Here is a 14,813-nt window from a genome sequence, read left to right on the forward strand (position 1 = left end):
GTCACCGCTTGCTCGGTCGTCACCACCCGCTCGGCGTCGTCACCGCTTGCTCGGTCGTCACCACCCGCTCGGCGTCGTCACCGCGTCGTCACCGCCCGCTCGGCGTCGTCGCCTGTCGACCATCACCAACCACCGATCGACCATCACCAACCACCGGGGGACCCGTCCATGCCCAACCGCCCGCCTCGCACCGCCGCCCGATCCGGGACCGCCCTCGTCTGCGCCCTCGGCGTCACCCTCCTCGCCCTCGCCACCGCCGGCTGCGAGGACGACACCACCGCGTCCGGCCGACGGCAGCCCGCGACCCGCGCCGATATGGCGGCCGACAGCGACGGCGGCAAGACCCTCCGGCTCGGCGAGCCCACGTCGGTCACCTACAAGCGCGGCTCGGACCATATGCGCGGCGCCCTGCGGGTCACGGCGGTGAGCGTGCGCAAGGGCACCCACGCCGAGTTGCGGACGGCGGGCGCGGAGCCGTCCGACGTACGGAACACCCAGCCGTACTACGTCACCATGACCTTCGAGAACGTCGGCGAGAACTCCCTCCACTACCCCTTCCTCAACACCCCCACCGGCCTCGAGGACACGAGCGGTGTGGACGACCAGCCGCTGATCACCGGCGACACCGAGGTGGCGGCCTGCCCTGGCAAGGACCCGGACGACTTCGCGGTGGGGGCGAAGGTCTCCCTGTGCAAGGTGTTCCTGGTGCCCAACGGCATACGGCCGTCGGTGGTGACGTACAGCACAGGCGATGCCACCAAGCGCCCGGTGAGCTGGAAGGTCACGCGCTGACGGCGGCGGGGCCCCCGGCGCGGCCAGGGGCCCCGGTCGTGACCGAACGACCGAGGGCCCGGCACTGAAGAAGTGCCGGGCCCTCGATACCTGAGTAGCGGGGACAGGATTTGAACCTGCGACCTCTGGGTTATGAGCCCAGCGAGCTACCGAGCTGCTCCACCCCGCGTCGGTGAACGTAACTCTACGTCGTTCTCCCCGTTAAGGGAAATCCATATCGCCGCAGCCGCCCGAACACTCAGAAGAGCGCCTCGACCAGGGCCGAGACAGCACCGACGACCGCCCCGTACCCAAGGACCGTCAACAGCGGCCAGGGAACGGGCCGGGGAACGAGCACCCACCAGTGGAAGCCGTAGTCCCGGTACTCGGCCATCCCCTCCGTCCCGGGCAGCACCATGAACCGGGGCTGGACCGTGCAGAACAGCCACCAGTCCAGAACCACCAGGTCGAAGACGACGAGCACGAGCCAGACGAGGGCCCCGAAGACGAACGGGCGCCAGAAGCCGAGCCCGCCATCGGCCCGATCACGCAGATCCACCAGACCGACGACCGGCACGGCGATGAACACCACCGCGTTCAGCGCCCCCATGACCCCGGCCGCCCGCTTTCCCCGCGCGCTTTGCGCGCCATAGCGCTCCTGGATCGCCGGCGGATAGTCGTCGACCAGCGCGTCCCTGGCCACCAGCAGCCCACCGACGATCACCGCGGCGAACAGCACCACCAGCACAAGAGCACAGACAAGGCTCACCCCGACCAGCTGCCACCAGCTCATGGCACCGCAGCATAGAGCAGAAACTTAGGTTTGCCTAACCTAACTGCTCTCGGTGGCCACGTCACTCCAGTGGCCCGGCGCGGGCATTAGCGGAGCGTTAGCCACACGGCGGTGGTTCATCAGCGGCGGCCGACAGTCTTGTTCTCACGAGCCCGAAACACACCACGTCGCGAGAACGGGGAAACCATGTCGCACCGCACCGCCCTCCGCCACAACCGTCACGCCCGTAAGGCCGCCGCCGCCGTGATCATCGCGGTCGCCGCGCTCGGTCTCACCGCATGCCAGGACGGCGAGACCGACTCCTCCTCGTCCTCACCCTCCGCCTCCGCGAGCGCCCCGCAATCCCCCGCGCCCACGGCGCAGGACCAGGACCAGGACCAGGCCAAGGGCACCGCCAAGGGCACCCCCAGGAAGCCTGGCATGCGGTGCACGAACCAGATCAACTACGCGGGAGACCACAGGTCCAACGCCGAGATCAACTCCATCGGCAACGACACCGGCTACTGCCCGCCGATCGAGAAGAGCGAAACCCCCAAGGGCACCCCCAGGAAGCCTGGCATGCGGTGCACGAACCAGATCAACTACGCGGGAGACCACAGGTCCAACGCCGAGATCAACTCCATCGGCAACGACACCGGCTACTGCCCGCCGATCGAGAAGTGAGCTCCTGCCGTGACGCCGCCGATCGGCGTCCACGGTCGCGGTCACTGCGCGGGCGGAGTCGCCCGTACCAGGCCCGTCTGGTAGGCGATGACCACCAGTTGGGCACGGTCGCGGGCGCCCAGCTTCGTCATCGCGCGATGGATGTGGGTGCGCACGGTCAGCGGGCTGAGCGTGAGGACATCGGCTATCTCGGTGTTGGACTTGCCCTCGGCGGCCAGGCCCATCACCTCGCGCTCGCGGACGGTGAGCTCCGACAGGCGCTGCGGGGGCGCGAGGTGGGCGTCGGGGGCGGGGGACATGAGGAAGTTCGTGATGAGGGTGCGGGTCGCGGCGGGTGACAGGAGCGCCTCGCCGGAGGCCACCGTGCGCAGCCCGGCCAGCAGGGTGTCGGCGGTGACGTCCTTACCGAGGAAGCCACTGGCACCGGCGCGCAGCGCCTGGGCGACGTAGTCCTCGGTCTCGAACGTCGTCAGGATGAGGACGCGGGTGGCGGCCAACTCCGGGGCGGCGCAGATCGCGGAGGTGGCGGCGAGACCGTCCGTGCCCGGCATCCGGATGTCCATGAGGACGATGTCGGGGTGGTGGACGCGGGCCAGCTCCAGCGCCTCAGCGCCGTCCGACGCCTCGCCGACCACCGTCATGTCCTCGCAGGAGTCGATCAGGATCCGGAAGGTGGCCCGCAGCAGGGTCTGGTCGTCGGCGAGCAGCACCTTGATGGTCATGACTCTTCTCCCCCCGCTCGGGCGTCTGTGGCGCCTACGGCCGATTGGGGTGCTCCCGGCGTTTCGGGTACGCCCGGCGCTACGGGCGCTCCCGGCGCTACGGGCGCTCCCGGCGCTACGGGTGCCGGGAGCTGGAGTGGCAGCGCGGTGGTGACCTCGAAGCCGCCCTCCGGGCGTGGTCCCGCGCAGAGTTCGCCGCCGATGGTGCGGGCGCGTTCACGCATGCCCATGACGCCGAAGCCGCGGCTCGGCACGGCATCGGTCGCCCCGGTGGACGCGGTGGCCCCGGTGGCCTCGGTGGCCTCGGTGGCCTCGGTGGCCTTTTTTGCGGCATCGGTGGTGCCGTTGGTGCCGGTGGTCCTGCTGGTCCCGTTGGCGTCCGGGCCGTCGTTGCTGACCGTGATCAGCAGCCGAGATCCGGAGTAGGCCAGACGTACCTGTGCGGAGTCCACGGCGGCGTGCTTGGAGACATTGGTGAGCGCCTCCTGCACGATCCGGAACGCGGTCAGGTCCACCCCGGGGGAGAGCGGCCGGGCCTCCCCTGTCGTGCTGACCGTGACGGTGAGCCCCGCGGACGCGCACGCCGAGACCAGTTCGGGCAGTCGGGCGAGCCCGGGGGACGGCTCCAGCGACGCGGAGGCCGGGTCGTCGTTCTGGCGCAGCAGCCCCAGCGTGGCCTTCAGCTCACGCAGCGCGGAGGACGTGGTTCCGGTCAGATCGGTGAGGATCTTCTTCGTCTGCTGCGGACTGGTGAGCGCGAGGTGGGCGGCCGTACCGGCCTGCGCGTTGGCCAACGCCATGTGGTGGGCCACGACATCGTGCAGCTCACGGGCGATGCGCATGCGCTCCTCGGTGACGCGCAGCCGTGCCTCCTCCTCCCGGGTGCGCTCGGCGTGTTCGGCGCGGGCCTGCACCGATGCCAGGTAGGCGCGCCGCAGCCGGGTCATGTTGCCGGCGGCGAGCGGCAGCAGCAGCCAGAAGAAGGGGCCGATCGTCCGGAGCACCAGGGACAGGCTGTCCATGGAGTCGGAGACCGCCGACGCGACCATCAGCGCCGCCATGATGGTGACGCCGAAGGCACGTGTGGTCTTGCGGTCGGTGAGCGTGGCCAGCCAGTAGAGCGCCGCCATGACGGGTCCCAGCAGCAGGGGGGTCAGCAGGTACCCCAGCGAGATCGCGATCACGGTGCAGACCGCGGTCACGACGACCGCGGTGCGCGGATGGCTGCGGTACTTCAGCAGGGCGAGGCAGGACACGCCCATGAGGACGGTGGCGGCCCTGTCGTGGTCGGGTGGCTCGACGCCGGGCAGGGTGAGGTTGCTGCCGAGGGCCGCGCAGCCCATCAGTGACAGGACCAGCACCACGTCGATGACGTGGGGGTAGCGGTCGGAGTACTGCTCGAAACGGTCCGTGTAACGCTCAAGGCTGGTGCTCATCGGCTGGGCTCTCCGCTCGGTGCTGTGGGCCATCGTGACCGATTCGGTGCTCTGTGAGCCACTGTGACGGATTCGGTGCTCTGTGGGCCGCCGGGACCGATTCGGTGCCCAGTAGGCCGCCGGGACCGATTCGGTGCTCTGGAGCCACCGCGCCCGTCCCCCGCGCGGACCGCAGCCGGGGCCGCCCGTGTCGTTCGCCACGGGCAGCCCCGGCAACCGGTAAGGGGGCGGGTCAGGCGGTCGATCAGGTGCGGGCCACTTCCCGGCCGGTCGCCCCGGCCGGTTCCGGGTCCGATCCCTCGCCCCCTCCCGGTCCCGGTCCCGCGTCCGATCCCGAACCCGGTCCCGAACCCGACCGGCGGCCGAGCGCCTCGCCCTCCACGTCGACCTTGGGCAGCAGCCGGTCCAGCCACTTCGGCAGCCACCAGGCCCGGTCGCCGAGCAGGGCGAGCACGGCGGGCACGATCGCCATCCGTACGACGAAGGCGTCGAACAGCACGGCGGAGGCGAGCCCGAACCCGATCATCTTGACCATGGAGTCGCTCTCGCCGACGAACCCGGCGAACACCGCGATCATGATCAGCGCGGCGGCCACCACCACGCGCGCGCTGTGCCGGAAGCCGGATGTGATCGCCTGGCCGGGCCGCTCACCGTGGACGTACGCCTCCCGCATCCGCGAGACGAGGAACACCTCGTAGTCCATGGCCAGCCCGAAGATGATGCCCACCAGGAAGATCGGCATCAGGCTCATGATCGGGCCGGTCTGCTCCACGCCCAGGAGTCCGGCGCCGTGGCCCTGCTGGAAGACGAGCACGACCACGCCGAGGGAGGCCAGCACCGACAGCAGGAAGCCGAGGGCCGCCTTCAGCGGGACGAACAGGGACCGGAAGACCACCAGCAGGAGCACGATCGCGAGGCCCACCACGACGACCAGGTAGGGGATCAGCGCGGACTGCACCTTGTCGGAGACGTCGATGTTCAGCGCGGTGGTGCCGGTGACCTCGAAGGTCGCCCCGGTCTCGGACTCGACCCCGGGCCGCTCGCCCCGAATGGTCGTGACCAGGTCCTTGGTCCTTTCGTCGGTCGGCGCCGTGGACGGCACGACCTGGAAGACGGCCGTGTCGCCGGCCGCGTTGAAGCGGGCCGGGGAGACGGAGACGACGCCCTCGGTGCCGCCGATCTGCTTCGCGACCGTCTCGGCGGCACCCTTCAGACCGGCATCCCCGTTGGCACCCTTGGCGTCCGTCGCGCCTTTCACGCCCTTGGCGTCCGTCGCGCCTTTCACGCCCTTGGCGTCCGTCGCACCCTTCGCGTCCACAACGACGGTCAGCGGCCCGTTGAAGCCCGGCCCGAAGCCCTCGGCGAGCGCGTCGTAGGCCCGGCGCTCGGTGGTGGAGGTCGACTTGGCCTCGTCCCCGGGCATGCCGAGCTGTAGATCCGTCATCGGCACCGCGAGGGCCCCGAGGCCCACCACGCCGAGCAGCAGCACGGGCAGTGGACGCCGCAGCACGAACCGCGCCCAGCGGCTGCCCCCGTTGTCCCGAGTGCCCTCATCCTCGATCCGTCCGCTCCTGCGGGCCCGCCGCCGGAGCACGGCGTTCGGCCAGAAGCCGAGGAACGCCGGGACCAGCGTCAGCGCGACCAGTACGCCGACGACGACCGCGCCCGCCGCGGCCAAGCCCATCTTCGTGAGCATCGGGATGCCGACCACCGCGAGCCCGGCCAGCGCGATGACGACGGTGAGCCCGGCGAACACCACCGCGGAACCGGCGGTGCCGACCGCCAGACCGGCCGCCTCCCGCGGCACCCGTCCCTTGGCGCGTTCCTCGCGGTAGCGGGAGACCACGAACAGGGCGTAGTCGATGCCGACCGCCAGCCCCAGCATCATCGCCAGGGTGCCGGTCGTCGTGGACAGGCCCAGCGCCTCGGACAGGGTCAGGATGGTGGCCATGCTCACGCCGACGCCGATGACGGCGGTCAGCAGCGGCAGTCCGGCGGCGGCCAGCGAGCCGAAGGTGATCAGCAGCACGACGGCGGCTATCGCGACACCGATCACCTCGGCCGCGCCGCCGGGCCCGCCACCGTCGTCCATCGCGCTTCCACCGGCCTCGACGGTCAGCCCGGAGTCCTGGGCCGTGTGGATGGCCCGGTCCAACTGCTGCTTGCTGCCATCGGTGAGGTCGTTGGCGGCGACCTTGTAGGTGACCGTCGCGTACGCCGTCGTGCCGTCCTTGCTGACGGCCTTCGCCTGGAACGGGTCGACGGCGCTCGCGACCTGACCCCCGTCGCCCAGGTCGGCCACGGCCTTCTCGACGGCCTCCCTGTTCTCGGCCGCGGTGACCTTCTCACCGCTCGGCGCGACGAAGACGACCCGGGCGGTCGCGCCGTCGGCGGAGGCTCCGGGGAAGCGCTGTTCCATCAGGTCGAACGCCTTCTGGGACTCGATGCCGGGCATCGAGAACTCCTCGTCGGAGGCCCCCGAGGCGTTGAGCGCGCCCAGCCCGACGGCGGCCAGGACGGCCGCCCAGACCAGGGCGACGTACCAGCGTCGCCGGAAGGCCAGACGGCCCACTTGGTAAAGGAATGTAGCCACGACAGGAGGTCTCCACATCTGGTGCCGACTGTCCGCATCTGGTGCCGACCGTCCGCCCAGACTCTCCGGGTACGGGCCGTCCTGTCGTCGTGCGCCTGCCGACACTTCGCGCTACTGAGAACGCAGTACACACCGGCCGATCGGATCCGCCGCTGGTACGACGGCCCTCACGACGTGTGCGTGATCGCACAGACCCGCGCGCCCGGTGAGCGGGGGCTCACCGGGCGCGCGGAGTGCGGAGTTCCGTGACTACGGAATTCCGTGGCTTACGGGTGGTACTTCTCCTCGACCGTCTCGGCACCGCCGGACTTGGGGTTCATGGTGACGCGGACGGTCACGCTGTTGGTCTTCGCGGCCTTCTCCAGCTGCTCCACGGTGCACTTGGAGGTGCCGTAGCCGTCGTCGCCGATGGACGCGCCTTCGGCGCCGTCGTCCTCGGAGCAGATCGCGGCCGCGCCGAGGATCTTCGTGGCATTGGAGACCAGGAACGCCTGCTCCATGCCGCCGCCCTCGGGCTTGATGGTCATCTTGCCGGGCGCCAGGTACTTCAGCGTGCCGACGTACACGCGGTGGTTCCCCGCATTGGCGGCGCCGCCCCCGGTGCCACCACCGTTGCCGGCGGCGGGTGGCGCCGTTTCGGTCTTGCCGCCGTTCTGGCCCTGCTTCCCGCCGTTCTGACCCTGCTTCCCGCCGTTCTGGCCTTGCTTCCCGCCGTTCTGGCCTTGCTTCCCACCGTTCTGACCCTGCGAACCGGAGTTGTCCGAGGAGGAGCCGCTGGTGGGCTGGGCCGAGGCCGAGGAGCTGGAGGAGTCGGCCCCGGAGTCGTCCGGCCCGCAGGCCGTGGCCCCCAGGCTCAGCGCCGCGGCCGCGACAAGGGCGGCGGCGATACGGCGGCCGGCACGGCCGCGGAAGCGGTTGGTGGTGGTGGTGGTGTTCATCGTGACCTCGCGTTGCTGTGTTCTGTCGTCTCGCTCCCGGACGACAATCAGCTTCGAAGATCGCGTTGGCGTTCCACTAACAGACAACTAACACCTCGCGACAGTGGCGTAAGCCGTGGCCGCAAGGCCAGTTTCAGCCGAACCGGGGCCTCATGCCATGGCCGTCCTCGGGTAGTGCGGACGGAGGCTCGCCGCGAGGATGCGGTCGAGCATCCGGTCGGGCAGTACCCGCGACAGACGTGTGATCAGGGCCGCGTCACGGCCGACGGTGTAGCGGGTGCGAGGTTTCCCGGCGGTCACGGCCTTCGCGATCACCCGGCCCGCGTCGTCAGCGGGCTTGCCACGCTTCATGTGGGTGGCGGAATGCGCGTTGGCCGCCTCGATCAGCCGTCCGTAGCGGTCACGCTGCTCCGGTGGCATGGCGTCGGCCAGCCGGTGCGCGGCGGCGATCACCCGGCCCGACATCTCCGTACGGACCGCGCCGGGCTCGACGACGACCACCCACACGCCCAGCGGCGCCAGCTCCCCGCACAGCGAGTCGCTGACCGCCTCGAGGCGAACTTCGTGCCCGCGTAGGGACCGTACGTGGCCATGGCCACCGGCCCGCCGACCGAACTGAGGTTGACCACCCGGCCCCCGTCGCGCAGCAACGCGAGCAGCAGCGCCTGGGTGACGGCGATATGGCCGAAAAGGTTGACCTCGAACTGCCGACGCCACTCGCTCAACGGCAGTGCCTCGACAGGGGCGTTGATCTGGATGGCGGCGTTGTTCACCAGCGCCCGCAGCGCACCCGCCCGCGAGTCGTCGTCGAGGCGGGAGGCCTGATCGACAGGCAGACCCGAAGCGAGTAGAGCCGGCGGCGAGGGCGGCCAACGGCCGAACGAAATGCTTGTGGCGAAGCGAAACACAATGAGCATTGAACCCTCCACCCCATTGTGCGAAACGGCATTTTATGGCCTGCTCCAGAGGTCGATACGGTCGGATTCATGGAGCTGAATTTTCTGACGGCCGAAGAACTCGCGGCTGCTTTGCGTGCCGGTGAAGTGAGCTCGGTGGAACTCACCGACGAGGCAATAGCCCGTATTGAGCGGGACGACAAGGCGATCAACTCGATCTGTGTGCCGGACTTCGACCGTGCGCGGGCCGCCGCGCACGATGCCGACCAGGCGCGCGCCCGCGGCGAGGACCGGCCGCTGCTCGGCATTCCGGTGACGGTCAAGGAGTCCTACGACATCGCCGGGCTGCCCACGACCTGGGGCATGCCGCCACATCGCGACTACATACCGGCCGAGGACGCGGTGCAGGTGTCACGGATCAAGGCCGCGGGCGCGGTGGTGCTCGGTAAGACCAATGTGCCTCTGGGGCTGCAAGATATACAGAGCTTCAACGAGATCTACGGCACCACCAATAACCCCTGGGATCACGATCGTACGCCGGGCGGATCCTCCGGCGGATCGGCGGCGGCCCTGGCGTCCGGGTTCGGCGCGCTGTCCATCGGCTCCGATATCGCCGGTTCATTGCGCACCCCAGCGCATTTCTGCGGTGTCTACGCACACAAGCCGACACTCGGGCTGGTGGCGCACCGCGGCATGGTCCCGCCGACCGCACCGGCCCTGCCAACCCGATCCGACCTCGCCGTCGTCGGCCCGATGGCGCGCACCGCCCGCGACCTGACGCTCCTGCTCGACGTCATGGCCGGACCGGACCCGCTGACCCTCGGTGTGGCGCACGACGTCACGCTGCCGCCCGCGCGCCACGAACGGCTCCGCGACTTCCGGGTCCTGGTCCTCGACGACCATCCGCTCATCCCGACCGGATCCGCGGTACGGGCGGGCATAGCCCGGGTGGCCGACGCGCTCGTCGACGGCGGCGCCCACGTCGAACGGCACAGCCCACTGCTGCCCGACCTGACCGAAGCCGCGGTGCTCTACACGCATTTGCTGTTCTCGGGCTTCAGCGGAAGCTTCCCCCTCGAAGCCTACGAGCAGCTGCGGACCCAAGCCGCCGGACTGGACGCGGCCGACCAGAGCCTCGACGCGGCCCGGCTGCGCGGCATGGCGTTCAGCCACCGCAACTGGATCGAGGCCGACAGCCGCCGCGAACTCCACCGCCACGGCTGGCGCCGGCTCTTCACCGAGTTCGACGCCGTGGTGTGCCCCATCACCCCCACTCCCGCGTTCCCCCACGACCACGACCCCGACTCGATGGCACGCCGAATCGACATCGACGGCACCGACTACCCGTACCTCGACCAGCTCGTCTGGGCCGGTGTGGCCACCATGCCCGGCCTCCCCGCCACCGCCATCCCAGCGACCCGCTCCCCCGAGGGACTCCCGGTGGGAGTCCAGCTCATCGGCCCGACACTCGAGGACCGCACCCCACTGCGCCTGGCCGAACTACTCGAGCAGAAGATCGGCGGCTTCCAGGAACCGAGGTAGGGCGTAAGCAGGCAGCACTACCCGAGTGTCCGACAAGAGCCCCCATCGCCAGACCCCTTCTGGTCCGCTTTGAGTACGGGTACTCAGGTGCGCGAAGGCTGTGCTGTGCATGGTGAAGCCATGTTGAGCAGCAGATCAGGCCGCATGGCAAAGGGCGTCGTCGTCTCGGCGGCCGCAGCCCATGCGACGTACTGGGCTTGGGAATCCGCCGAGCGCTGGGAGTCGGAAGCGCAGCGGGCCAATCCGGACGGGGGCATCGGCGCAGGGTTCATCGAAGGGGCGCTGGCCACGCTCGCCTGGTTGACACTGGTGCCCCTGCTGCTGTGGGCAGGGATGCGATTGCTGCGGGAGCGAGACAACCAACTGCTGCTGAGCATGGGATCAGCGACGTGGATCATTCTCGGGACCCAGCTGACCGCGGGCGGCGTCAGCAGGGTGGAAACGGAGCTGTTCCTTCTCGCGTTCGCTCTGCTCGGCGGCCTCCTGGCACGGTTCCGTCCCACCGCACCAGCAGAGTGATCGCTCCGGGAGCTGATGTCACCGTTGCTGTCATCGCATACGCAAGAGGCCCCTTCCGATGATCGGAAGGGGCCTCTGAGCTGGTGCGCGCTCGGCAGGATTCGAACCTGCAACCTCTTGATCCGTAGTCAAGTGCTCTATCCGTTAAGCTACGAGCGCTTGGCTTCCCGGCGGTTTTTCTTGCCGGTCGGCGTTGCGGGGACAACATTACATGACCTGCGCCGTCAGGCGAAATCCGTTTCCCTCACCCCCACTGACCTGCGAAAACTTCATTTTCGGGGGCTTGCGGGGTTGCTCTTGCGAGACCCCCGGGGGTCCGCCTTCGCGTTACGAAGTGTTTGCGGAGCGAGGGTGCTCACCACGGAACGTTACGCGTAGGTCACCTTGCGCCGCCCCCGCTCGCGATGCGGTTGCGTGGTCATTCGCGGCGGGTCCGGGAACGACACAGGGGGCCCGCGCCTTGGGCGCGGGCCCCCTGTGGGAGAGCGGAGGCTGAGGGATTTGAACCCTCGATGGGCTTTAAGGCCCAAACCGCATTAGCAGTGCGGCGCCATAGACCAGACTAGGCGAAGCCTCCAACACGCCGGTGTGCTCGCGCGAGCGCGAGGTGGCGTGTGCAGATGATGTCACAGCCCGGTGGGATGTCACCAATCGCGGACCACGGTACTCGGCGGGCGGGGCCCATCGCAAAGCCCTCATAGGGGGTGAGGGGGAGCGCGGCCCGTACGGCGGAGCGCACTCGTTCCGGCCGAGGGAGCCCCTACGGCCGGGGGTAGCCCATACGGCGGGCACAGCCCTTACGGCGGAGCAACGCGCGCGGCGGCGGCGCGTTAGACGGGGCAGGGGCAGCGCGCCCCGACCGATCACACCGGGAGTGCCCCCATGCCCCTGCTGCACCGCCTCGCCGTCACCGCCGCGCTGATGACCGCCGCCACCGCGGGCGCACTGGCCCCCGCCGCGGCCACGCCGCTGCCGCTGCCCCTGCCGTTCGACGGGGAGAGCGCCGACCGGCTTGTGATCACCGTGAGCGAGACGGGTGAGGCCGACGACGCCGCGACGTTTGTGCTGAGCTGCCACCCGACCGGCGGTACGCACCCCCGGGCGCGGGCCGCGTGCAGGCAGTTGGAATCGCAGACCGTGTGGGGCCGGGATCCGTTCGCGCCGGTGTCGCCGGACGCGATGTGCACCGGACAGTACGGCGGGCCCGCCACGGCTCGGGTGACGGGGCACTGGGCGGGGCGTCCCGTCAACGCCTGGTTCAACCGCACCAACGGGTGTGAAATCGCCCGATGGAATCGGTTCTCCGTCGTTTTGCGCACGCCTGGGAGCTGACCTGCGGATTGGGCCGGGAGTGGGAGGAGAAGAGCCCGGTGAAGTTTGTCCGGGCGTGCGTCGAGACGCGTACGTCGCGCTGCGACCTCCCTCTCATCCGCCGTCGCGTCCGGCGCTGGTGCCCGTAGACTCCCCTAGAGACACTCCGCAGCTGGGACGGCAGAATGACCGCGGGTGTCAGCAAGGTGCGGTAGTCAGGGAGGAAGCGTCGTCGTGAGCAGCAGGCCATCCCGAGGCGCTGCTCGCCTCGCGGCGATACTCGACGCCCTCCCGGACGCGCTGTTGCTGGTCAACTGCAACGGCACGATCGTCAACGCCAACCACCACGCGCTGGAGTCCTTCGAGACCCCGGGCACCGCCCTGGTCGGCCGTGGTCTGCTCGATCTGCTCCCCTCCTTCGATCCCAATCGCATTCCCGGGTCGATGCGGCGCCCCGACGCGTCACAGGGAGACGGCAGCAAGCCGACCCGGATGATGGCCCGTCGTACCGACGGGGCGCAGTTCCCCGTCGAGGTGACCAGCGCGAATCTGGAGGACGGGCGGACTCCGTACGCCGATCAGTACAGCTACACCGGCGATGAGCTGCTGATGCTCATCGTGCGCGACCTGACCGGGACGCTCGACACCGAGGCCGAACTCGCCCGTCAGCAGCGCCAGACCGAGATGATCCTGCGCGCGGCGGCGGAGGGCGTGGTCGGCGTGGACACCGAGGGCAAGGTGGTCCTCGTCAACCCGTCCGCCGCGCAGATCCTCGGCTACCGGGCCAGCGACATGGGCGGTCAGGAGCTTCACTCTCTTGTACACCACTCGCGCCCGGACGGTTCCCCCTTCCCGTACGAGGAATCGCCCCTCGCCGACACCCTGCGCTCCGGCCGCAAGCACCGGGTGCGCGGCCAGGTGCTGTGGGCGAAGGACGGCAGCCAGGTCCCCGTCGATCTGACCACCGCGCCCGTCCGCGACGGCGACCAACTGGTCGGCGCCGTGCTGACCTTCACCGACCGGCGGGCCGAGAAGGCCATGGCGGCCAAGCACGCCGAGGAGGTCGAGACCCTCACCTCCCGGCACACGGAGGAGGTCGAGACCCTCACCACCCGGCACACGGAGCAGGTCGAGACCCTCACCACCCGGCACGCCGAGGAGTTGGAGGGGCTCACCACCCAGCACACCAAGGCCCTGGAGGAGCTGCGGGCGCAGCTCACCGAGGAGCGCGCGCGGTACGCGGCACAGCTGGAGTCCGTCACCGCCCGGAACGGCCAGCTGCTCGCCGTGCTGGACCAGTCCCTGCGCGGACCGCTGCTGCAACTGCGCCGTGAACTCGGTGTGCTCGCCGACGACCCGGCCGGGCAGCTGTGGCCCGAGGCCAACCAGATCCTGCACCACCTCGCCGCCGGCTACACCCGGATGACCACGCTCGTCGACAACGTCCTGAGCTACCAGCGGCTCGACTCGCGCGGCGACGAGCTGGCCCGCCGTACGGTCTCGATGGACGAGGTCGTATCGGCCGGTGTCGAGGGCGCGGTCGAGCTGATCGGCCCGGGGCGCGCGCAGTTCGCCGTGCACGCCCCGCCGATCGACGCCGAGGTGGACGCGGAGCGGCTGGCCCAGGCGCTCGCCCATCTGATCGCGGACGTGGCCGGGGTCGACTCCACCGGCAACGCCGCCTCGGGCGTCACGGCGAGCGACTCGACGATCGTGGTCGCGGCGGCGCAGCGCGGCGATGTCGTACGGATCGAGGTCCGCGGACCGTACGCGGGCGGCGACCCGGTGCACGAGCCGATCGTGCGCGGGATCGTGCGGCTGCACGGGGGTGTGCTCCAGACCCATGAGATGCCGGGCATGGGTGGGCACGCGTACGTCCTGGAGGTGCCGATCTCGGCGGCGGCCGCCGCCGAGCAGGAGCGCATGGACGGCGACGCCGCCGGAGCGGGCGACGGTACGCAGGGGCAGGGCACCTCGGGCACGGGTGCGGGTACTGGCGCGGGTACGGGTGCCGGTACGGGCACGGCGGGCGGCAACGCCTCCGGCCAGACCCCGACCGGACGCCGCGCCCGGCACGGAGCGGCCCCCAGCGACACGCCCGGCGACACCGGCGGCGACCGTACGCAGGGGAACGGCACGCACGGCAACGGCACGCACGGCAACGGCACCCAGGGGAACGGCACCCAGGGCGGTACGCCTCCGCCCAACCTCCGTAAGGCCGACCCGCGTACGGCCGATCCCCGTGCGGCCGGCCCGCGCACCGCGGCTCAGCAGGGCGCCCCGGGCGCGCCCGCGCCCGCCGCGCTGCCCGCGGTCGTCGGCGAGAACGCCGAGGCCCAGCAGCAGAACGCGGCCGAATCCGCGAACCCACCGCGGCCCACCGGGCGGCGCAGGGCGCGTCCCCACCCCGACGAGGACCCGGCGGCGGCCGCGGCCGCGAACCCCGGCCAGAACGCCGAGGGAGCCGCGACCGGCAGCCATCGCCACGCGCGCGGCGGCGCACCGGAAGTGGCCGGCCCGCAGCCGACGGGCCCCGCCGCCATGGGCGTTGTGCCGCCCCAGGGCATCCCCGCCCAGCAACAGCCCCAGGGCCGCCGCGCCCGGCGCGGCGCCCCGGCGCAGGAGCAGG

General features: G+C 70.5%; 13 protein-coding genes and 3 tRNA genes. 6 read left to right on the forward strand and 10 right to left on the reverse strand.

What is annotated here, in order from left to right; translation table 11 throughout:
- Positions 1 to 168 precede the first annotated feature (168 nt).
- Positions 169 to 792 (forward strand): hypothetical protein, encoded by a 624-nt coding sequence (locus ABD329_RS05420; protein ID WP_198278347.1) that lies wholly within the window; start codon positions 169 to 171, stop codon positions 790 to 792.
- Between the two features lie 95 nt (positions 793 to 887).
- On the opposite strand, the gene ABD329_RS05425 is transcribed toward ABD329_RS05420, so the two are convergent.
- Positions 888 to 961 (reverse strand) — tRNA-Met (locus ABD329_RS05425).
- Between the two features lie 69 nt (positions 962 to 1,030).
- The gene (locus tag ABD329_RS05430; protein ID WP_198278348.1) at positions 1,031 to 1,564 is read right to left on the reverse strand and encodes a hypothetical protein; all 534 of its coding nucleotides are present in this window, start codon (positions 1,562 to 1,564) and stop codon (positions 1,031 to 1,033) included.
- A gap of 186 nt (positions 1,565 to 1,750) precedes the next feature.
- On the opposite strand from ABD329_RS05430, the gene ABD329_RS05435 reads away from it, so the two are divergent.
- The gene (locus ABD329_RS05435) at positions 1,751 to 2,227 is read left to right on the forward strand and encodes a hypothetical protein (RefSeq protein WP_198278349.1); all 477 of its coding nucleotides are present in this window, start codon (positions 1,751 to 1,753) and stop codon (positions 2,225 to 2,227) included.
- A gap of 41 nt (positions 2,228 to 2,268) precedes the next feature.
- Here ABD329_RS05435 and ABD329_RS05440 read toward each other — a convergent pair whose 3' ends face one another.
- The 6 genes from ABD329_RS05440 to ABD329_RS05465 form a co-directional block, all read right to left on the reverse strand.
- Positions 2,269 to 2,949: a response regulator transcription factor gene (locus ABD329_RS05440; protein WP_198278350.1), complete on the reverse strand. Its 681-nt coding sequence runs from the start codon at positions 2,947 to 2,949 to the stop codon at positions 2,269 to 2,271.
- The gene (locus ABD329_RS05445; RefSeq protein ID WP_198278351.1) at positions 2,946 to 4,385 is read right to left on the reverse strand and encodes a sensor histidine kinase; all 1,440 of its coding nucleotides are present in this window, start codon (positions 4,383 to 4,385) and stop codon (positions 2,946 to 2,948) included. The genes ABD329_RS05440 and ABD329_RS05445 overlap by 4 nt, the downstream gene beginning before the upstream one ends.
- Before the next feature lie 244 nt (positions 4,386 to 4,629).
- Positions 4,630 to 6,978, reverse strand: coding sequence for an MMPL family transporter (locus ABD329_RS05450; RefSeq protein WP_198278352.1), 2,349 nt, complete (start codon positions 6,976 to 6,978; stop codon positions 4,630 to 4,632).
- 266 nt (positions 6,979 to 7,244) lie between these two features.
- Positions 7,245 to 7,916 carry a hypothetical protein gene (locus tag ABD329_RS05455; RefSeq protein WP_198278353.1) on the reverse strand — a complete coding sequence of 224 codons (672 nt, stop codon included), beginning with the start codon at positions 7,914 to 7,916 and terminating at the stop codon, positions 7,245 to 7,247.
- A 150-nt stretch (positions 7,917 to 8,066) separates the two neighbouring features.
- Complete coding sequence (locus ABD329_RS05460) at positions 8,067 to 8,381, reverse strand: hypothetical protein (protein ID WP_198278354.1); 315 nt, start codon at positions 8,379 to 8,381, stop codon at positions 8,067 to 8,069.
- A complete protein-coding gene (locus ABD329_RS05465) occupies positions 8,366 to 8,833 on the reverse strand; it encodes an SDR family NAD(P)-dependent oxidoreductase (RefSeq protein WP_246618617.1) in 468 nt (155 codons plus the stop codon). Before ABD329_RS05465 ends, ABD329_RS05460 begins: the two co-directional genes overlap by 16 nt.
- 69 nt (positions 8,834 to 8,902) lie before the next feature.
- Between ABD329_RS05465 and ABD329_RS05470 the strand changes: the two genes are divergently transcribed.
- Together ABD329_RS05470 and ABD329_RS05475 are read left to right on the forward strand one after the other, a co-directional pair.
- Positions 8,903 to 10,354, forward strand: a complete 1,452-nt coding sequence (locus ABD329_RS05470; protein ID WP_344316023.1) for an amidase — start codon at positions 8,903 to 8,905, stop codon at positions 10,352 to 10,354.
- Between the two features lie 120 nt (positions 10,355 to 10,474).
- Entirely contained in the window at positions 10,475 to 10,873 is a 399-nt protein-coding gene (locus ABD329_RS05475; protein ID WP_198281219.1) for a hypothetical protein, read from the forward strand.
- Between the two features lie 86 nt (positions 10,874 to 10,959).
- Here ABD329_RS05475 and ABD329_RS05480 read toward each other — a convergent pair.
- Positions 10,960 to 11,032: transfer RNA gene (locus ABD329_RS05480), tRNA-Arg, on the reverse strand.
- Between the two features lie 327 nt (positions 11,033 to 11,359).
- Positions 11,360 to 11,450 (reverse strand) — tRNA-Ser (locus ABD329_RS05485).
- Positions 11,451 to 11,755: 305 nt separating this feature from the next.
- On the opposite strand from ABD329_RS05485, the gene ABD329_RS05490 reads away from it, so the two are divergent.
- Together ABD329_RS05490 and ABD329_RS05495 are read left to right on the forward strand one after the other, a co-directional pair.
- Positions 11,756 to 12,205, forward strand: coding sequence for an SSI family serine proteinase inhibitor (locus ABD329_RS05490; protein WP_198281218.1), 450 nt, complete (start codon positions 11,756 to 11,758; stop codon positions 12,203 to 12,205).
- 213 nt (positions 12,206 to 12,418) lie between these two features.
- The coding region (locus ABD329_RS05495) for a PAS domain-containing protein (protein ID WP_344316024.1) at positions 12,419 to 14,813 on the forward strand (2,395 nt) is incomplete at its 3' end.

The organism is Streptomyces javensis (assembly GCF_039525925.1).
Classification (GTDB): domain Bacteria; phylum Actinomycetota; class Actinomycetes; order Streptomycetales; family Streptomycetaceae; genus Streptomyces; species Streptomyces asiaticus.

Bases quoted from the DNA above. Each gene is read 5' to 3' on its own strand.
- ABD329_RS05420 (WP_198278347.1), top strand. From the start codon at position 169: ATGCCCAACCGCCCGCCTCGCACCGCCGCCCGATCCGGGACCGCCCTC.
- ABD329_RS05430 (WP_198278348.1), bottom strand. From the start codon at position 1,564: ATGAGCTGGTGGCAGCTGGTCGGGGTGAGCCTTGTCTGTGCTCTTGTG.
- ABD329_RS05435 (WP_198278349.1), top strand. From the start codon at position 1,751: ATGTCGCACCGCACCGCCCTCCGCCACAACCGTCACGCCCGTAAGGCC.
- ABD329_RS05440 (WP_198278350.1), bottom strand. From the start codon at position 2,949: ATGACCATCAAGGTGCTGCTCGCCGACGACCAGACCCTGCTGCGGGCC.
- ABD329_RS05445 (WP_198278351.1), bottom strand. From the start codon at position 4,385: ATGAGCACCAGCCTTGAGCGTTACACGGACCGTTTCGAGCAGTACTCC.
- ABD329_RS05455 (WP_198278353.1), bottom strand. From the start codon at position 7,916: ATGAACACCACCACCACCACCAACCGCTTCCGCGGCCGTGCCGGCCGC.
- ABD329_RS05460 (WP_198278354.1), bottom strand. From the start codon at position 8,381: ATGTCGGGCCGGGTGATCGCCGCCGCGCACCGGCTGGCCGACGCCATG.
- ABD329_RS05465 (WP_246618617.1), bottom strand. From the start codon at position 8,833: ATGCTCATTGTGTTTCGCTTCGCCACAAGCATTTCGTTCGGCCGTTGG.
- ABD329_RS05470 (WP_344316023.1), top strand. From the start codon at position 8,903: ATGGAGCTGAATTTTCTGACGGCCGAAGAACTCGCGGCTGCTTTGCGT.
- ABD329_RS05475 (WP_198281219.1), top strand. From the start codon at position 10,475: ATGTTGAGCAGCAGATCAGGCCGCATGGCAAAGGGCGTCGTCGTCTCG.
- ABD329_RS05490 (WP_198281218.1), top strand. From the start codon at position 11,756: ATGCCCCTGCTGCACCGCCTCGCCGTCACCGCCGCGCTGATGACCGCC.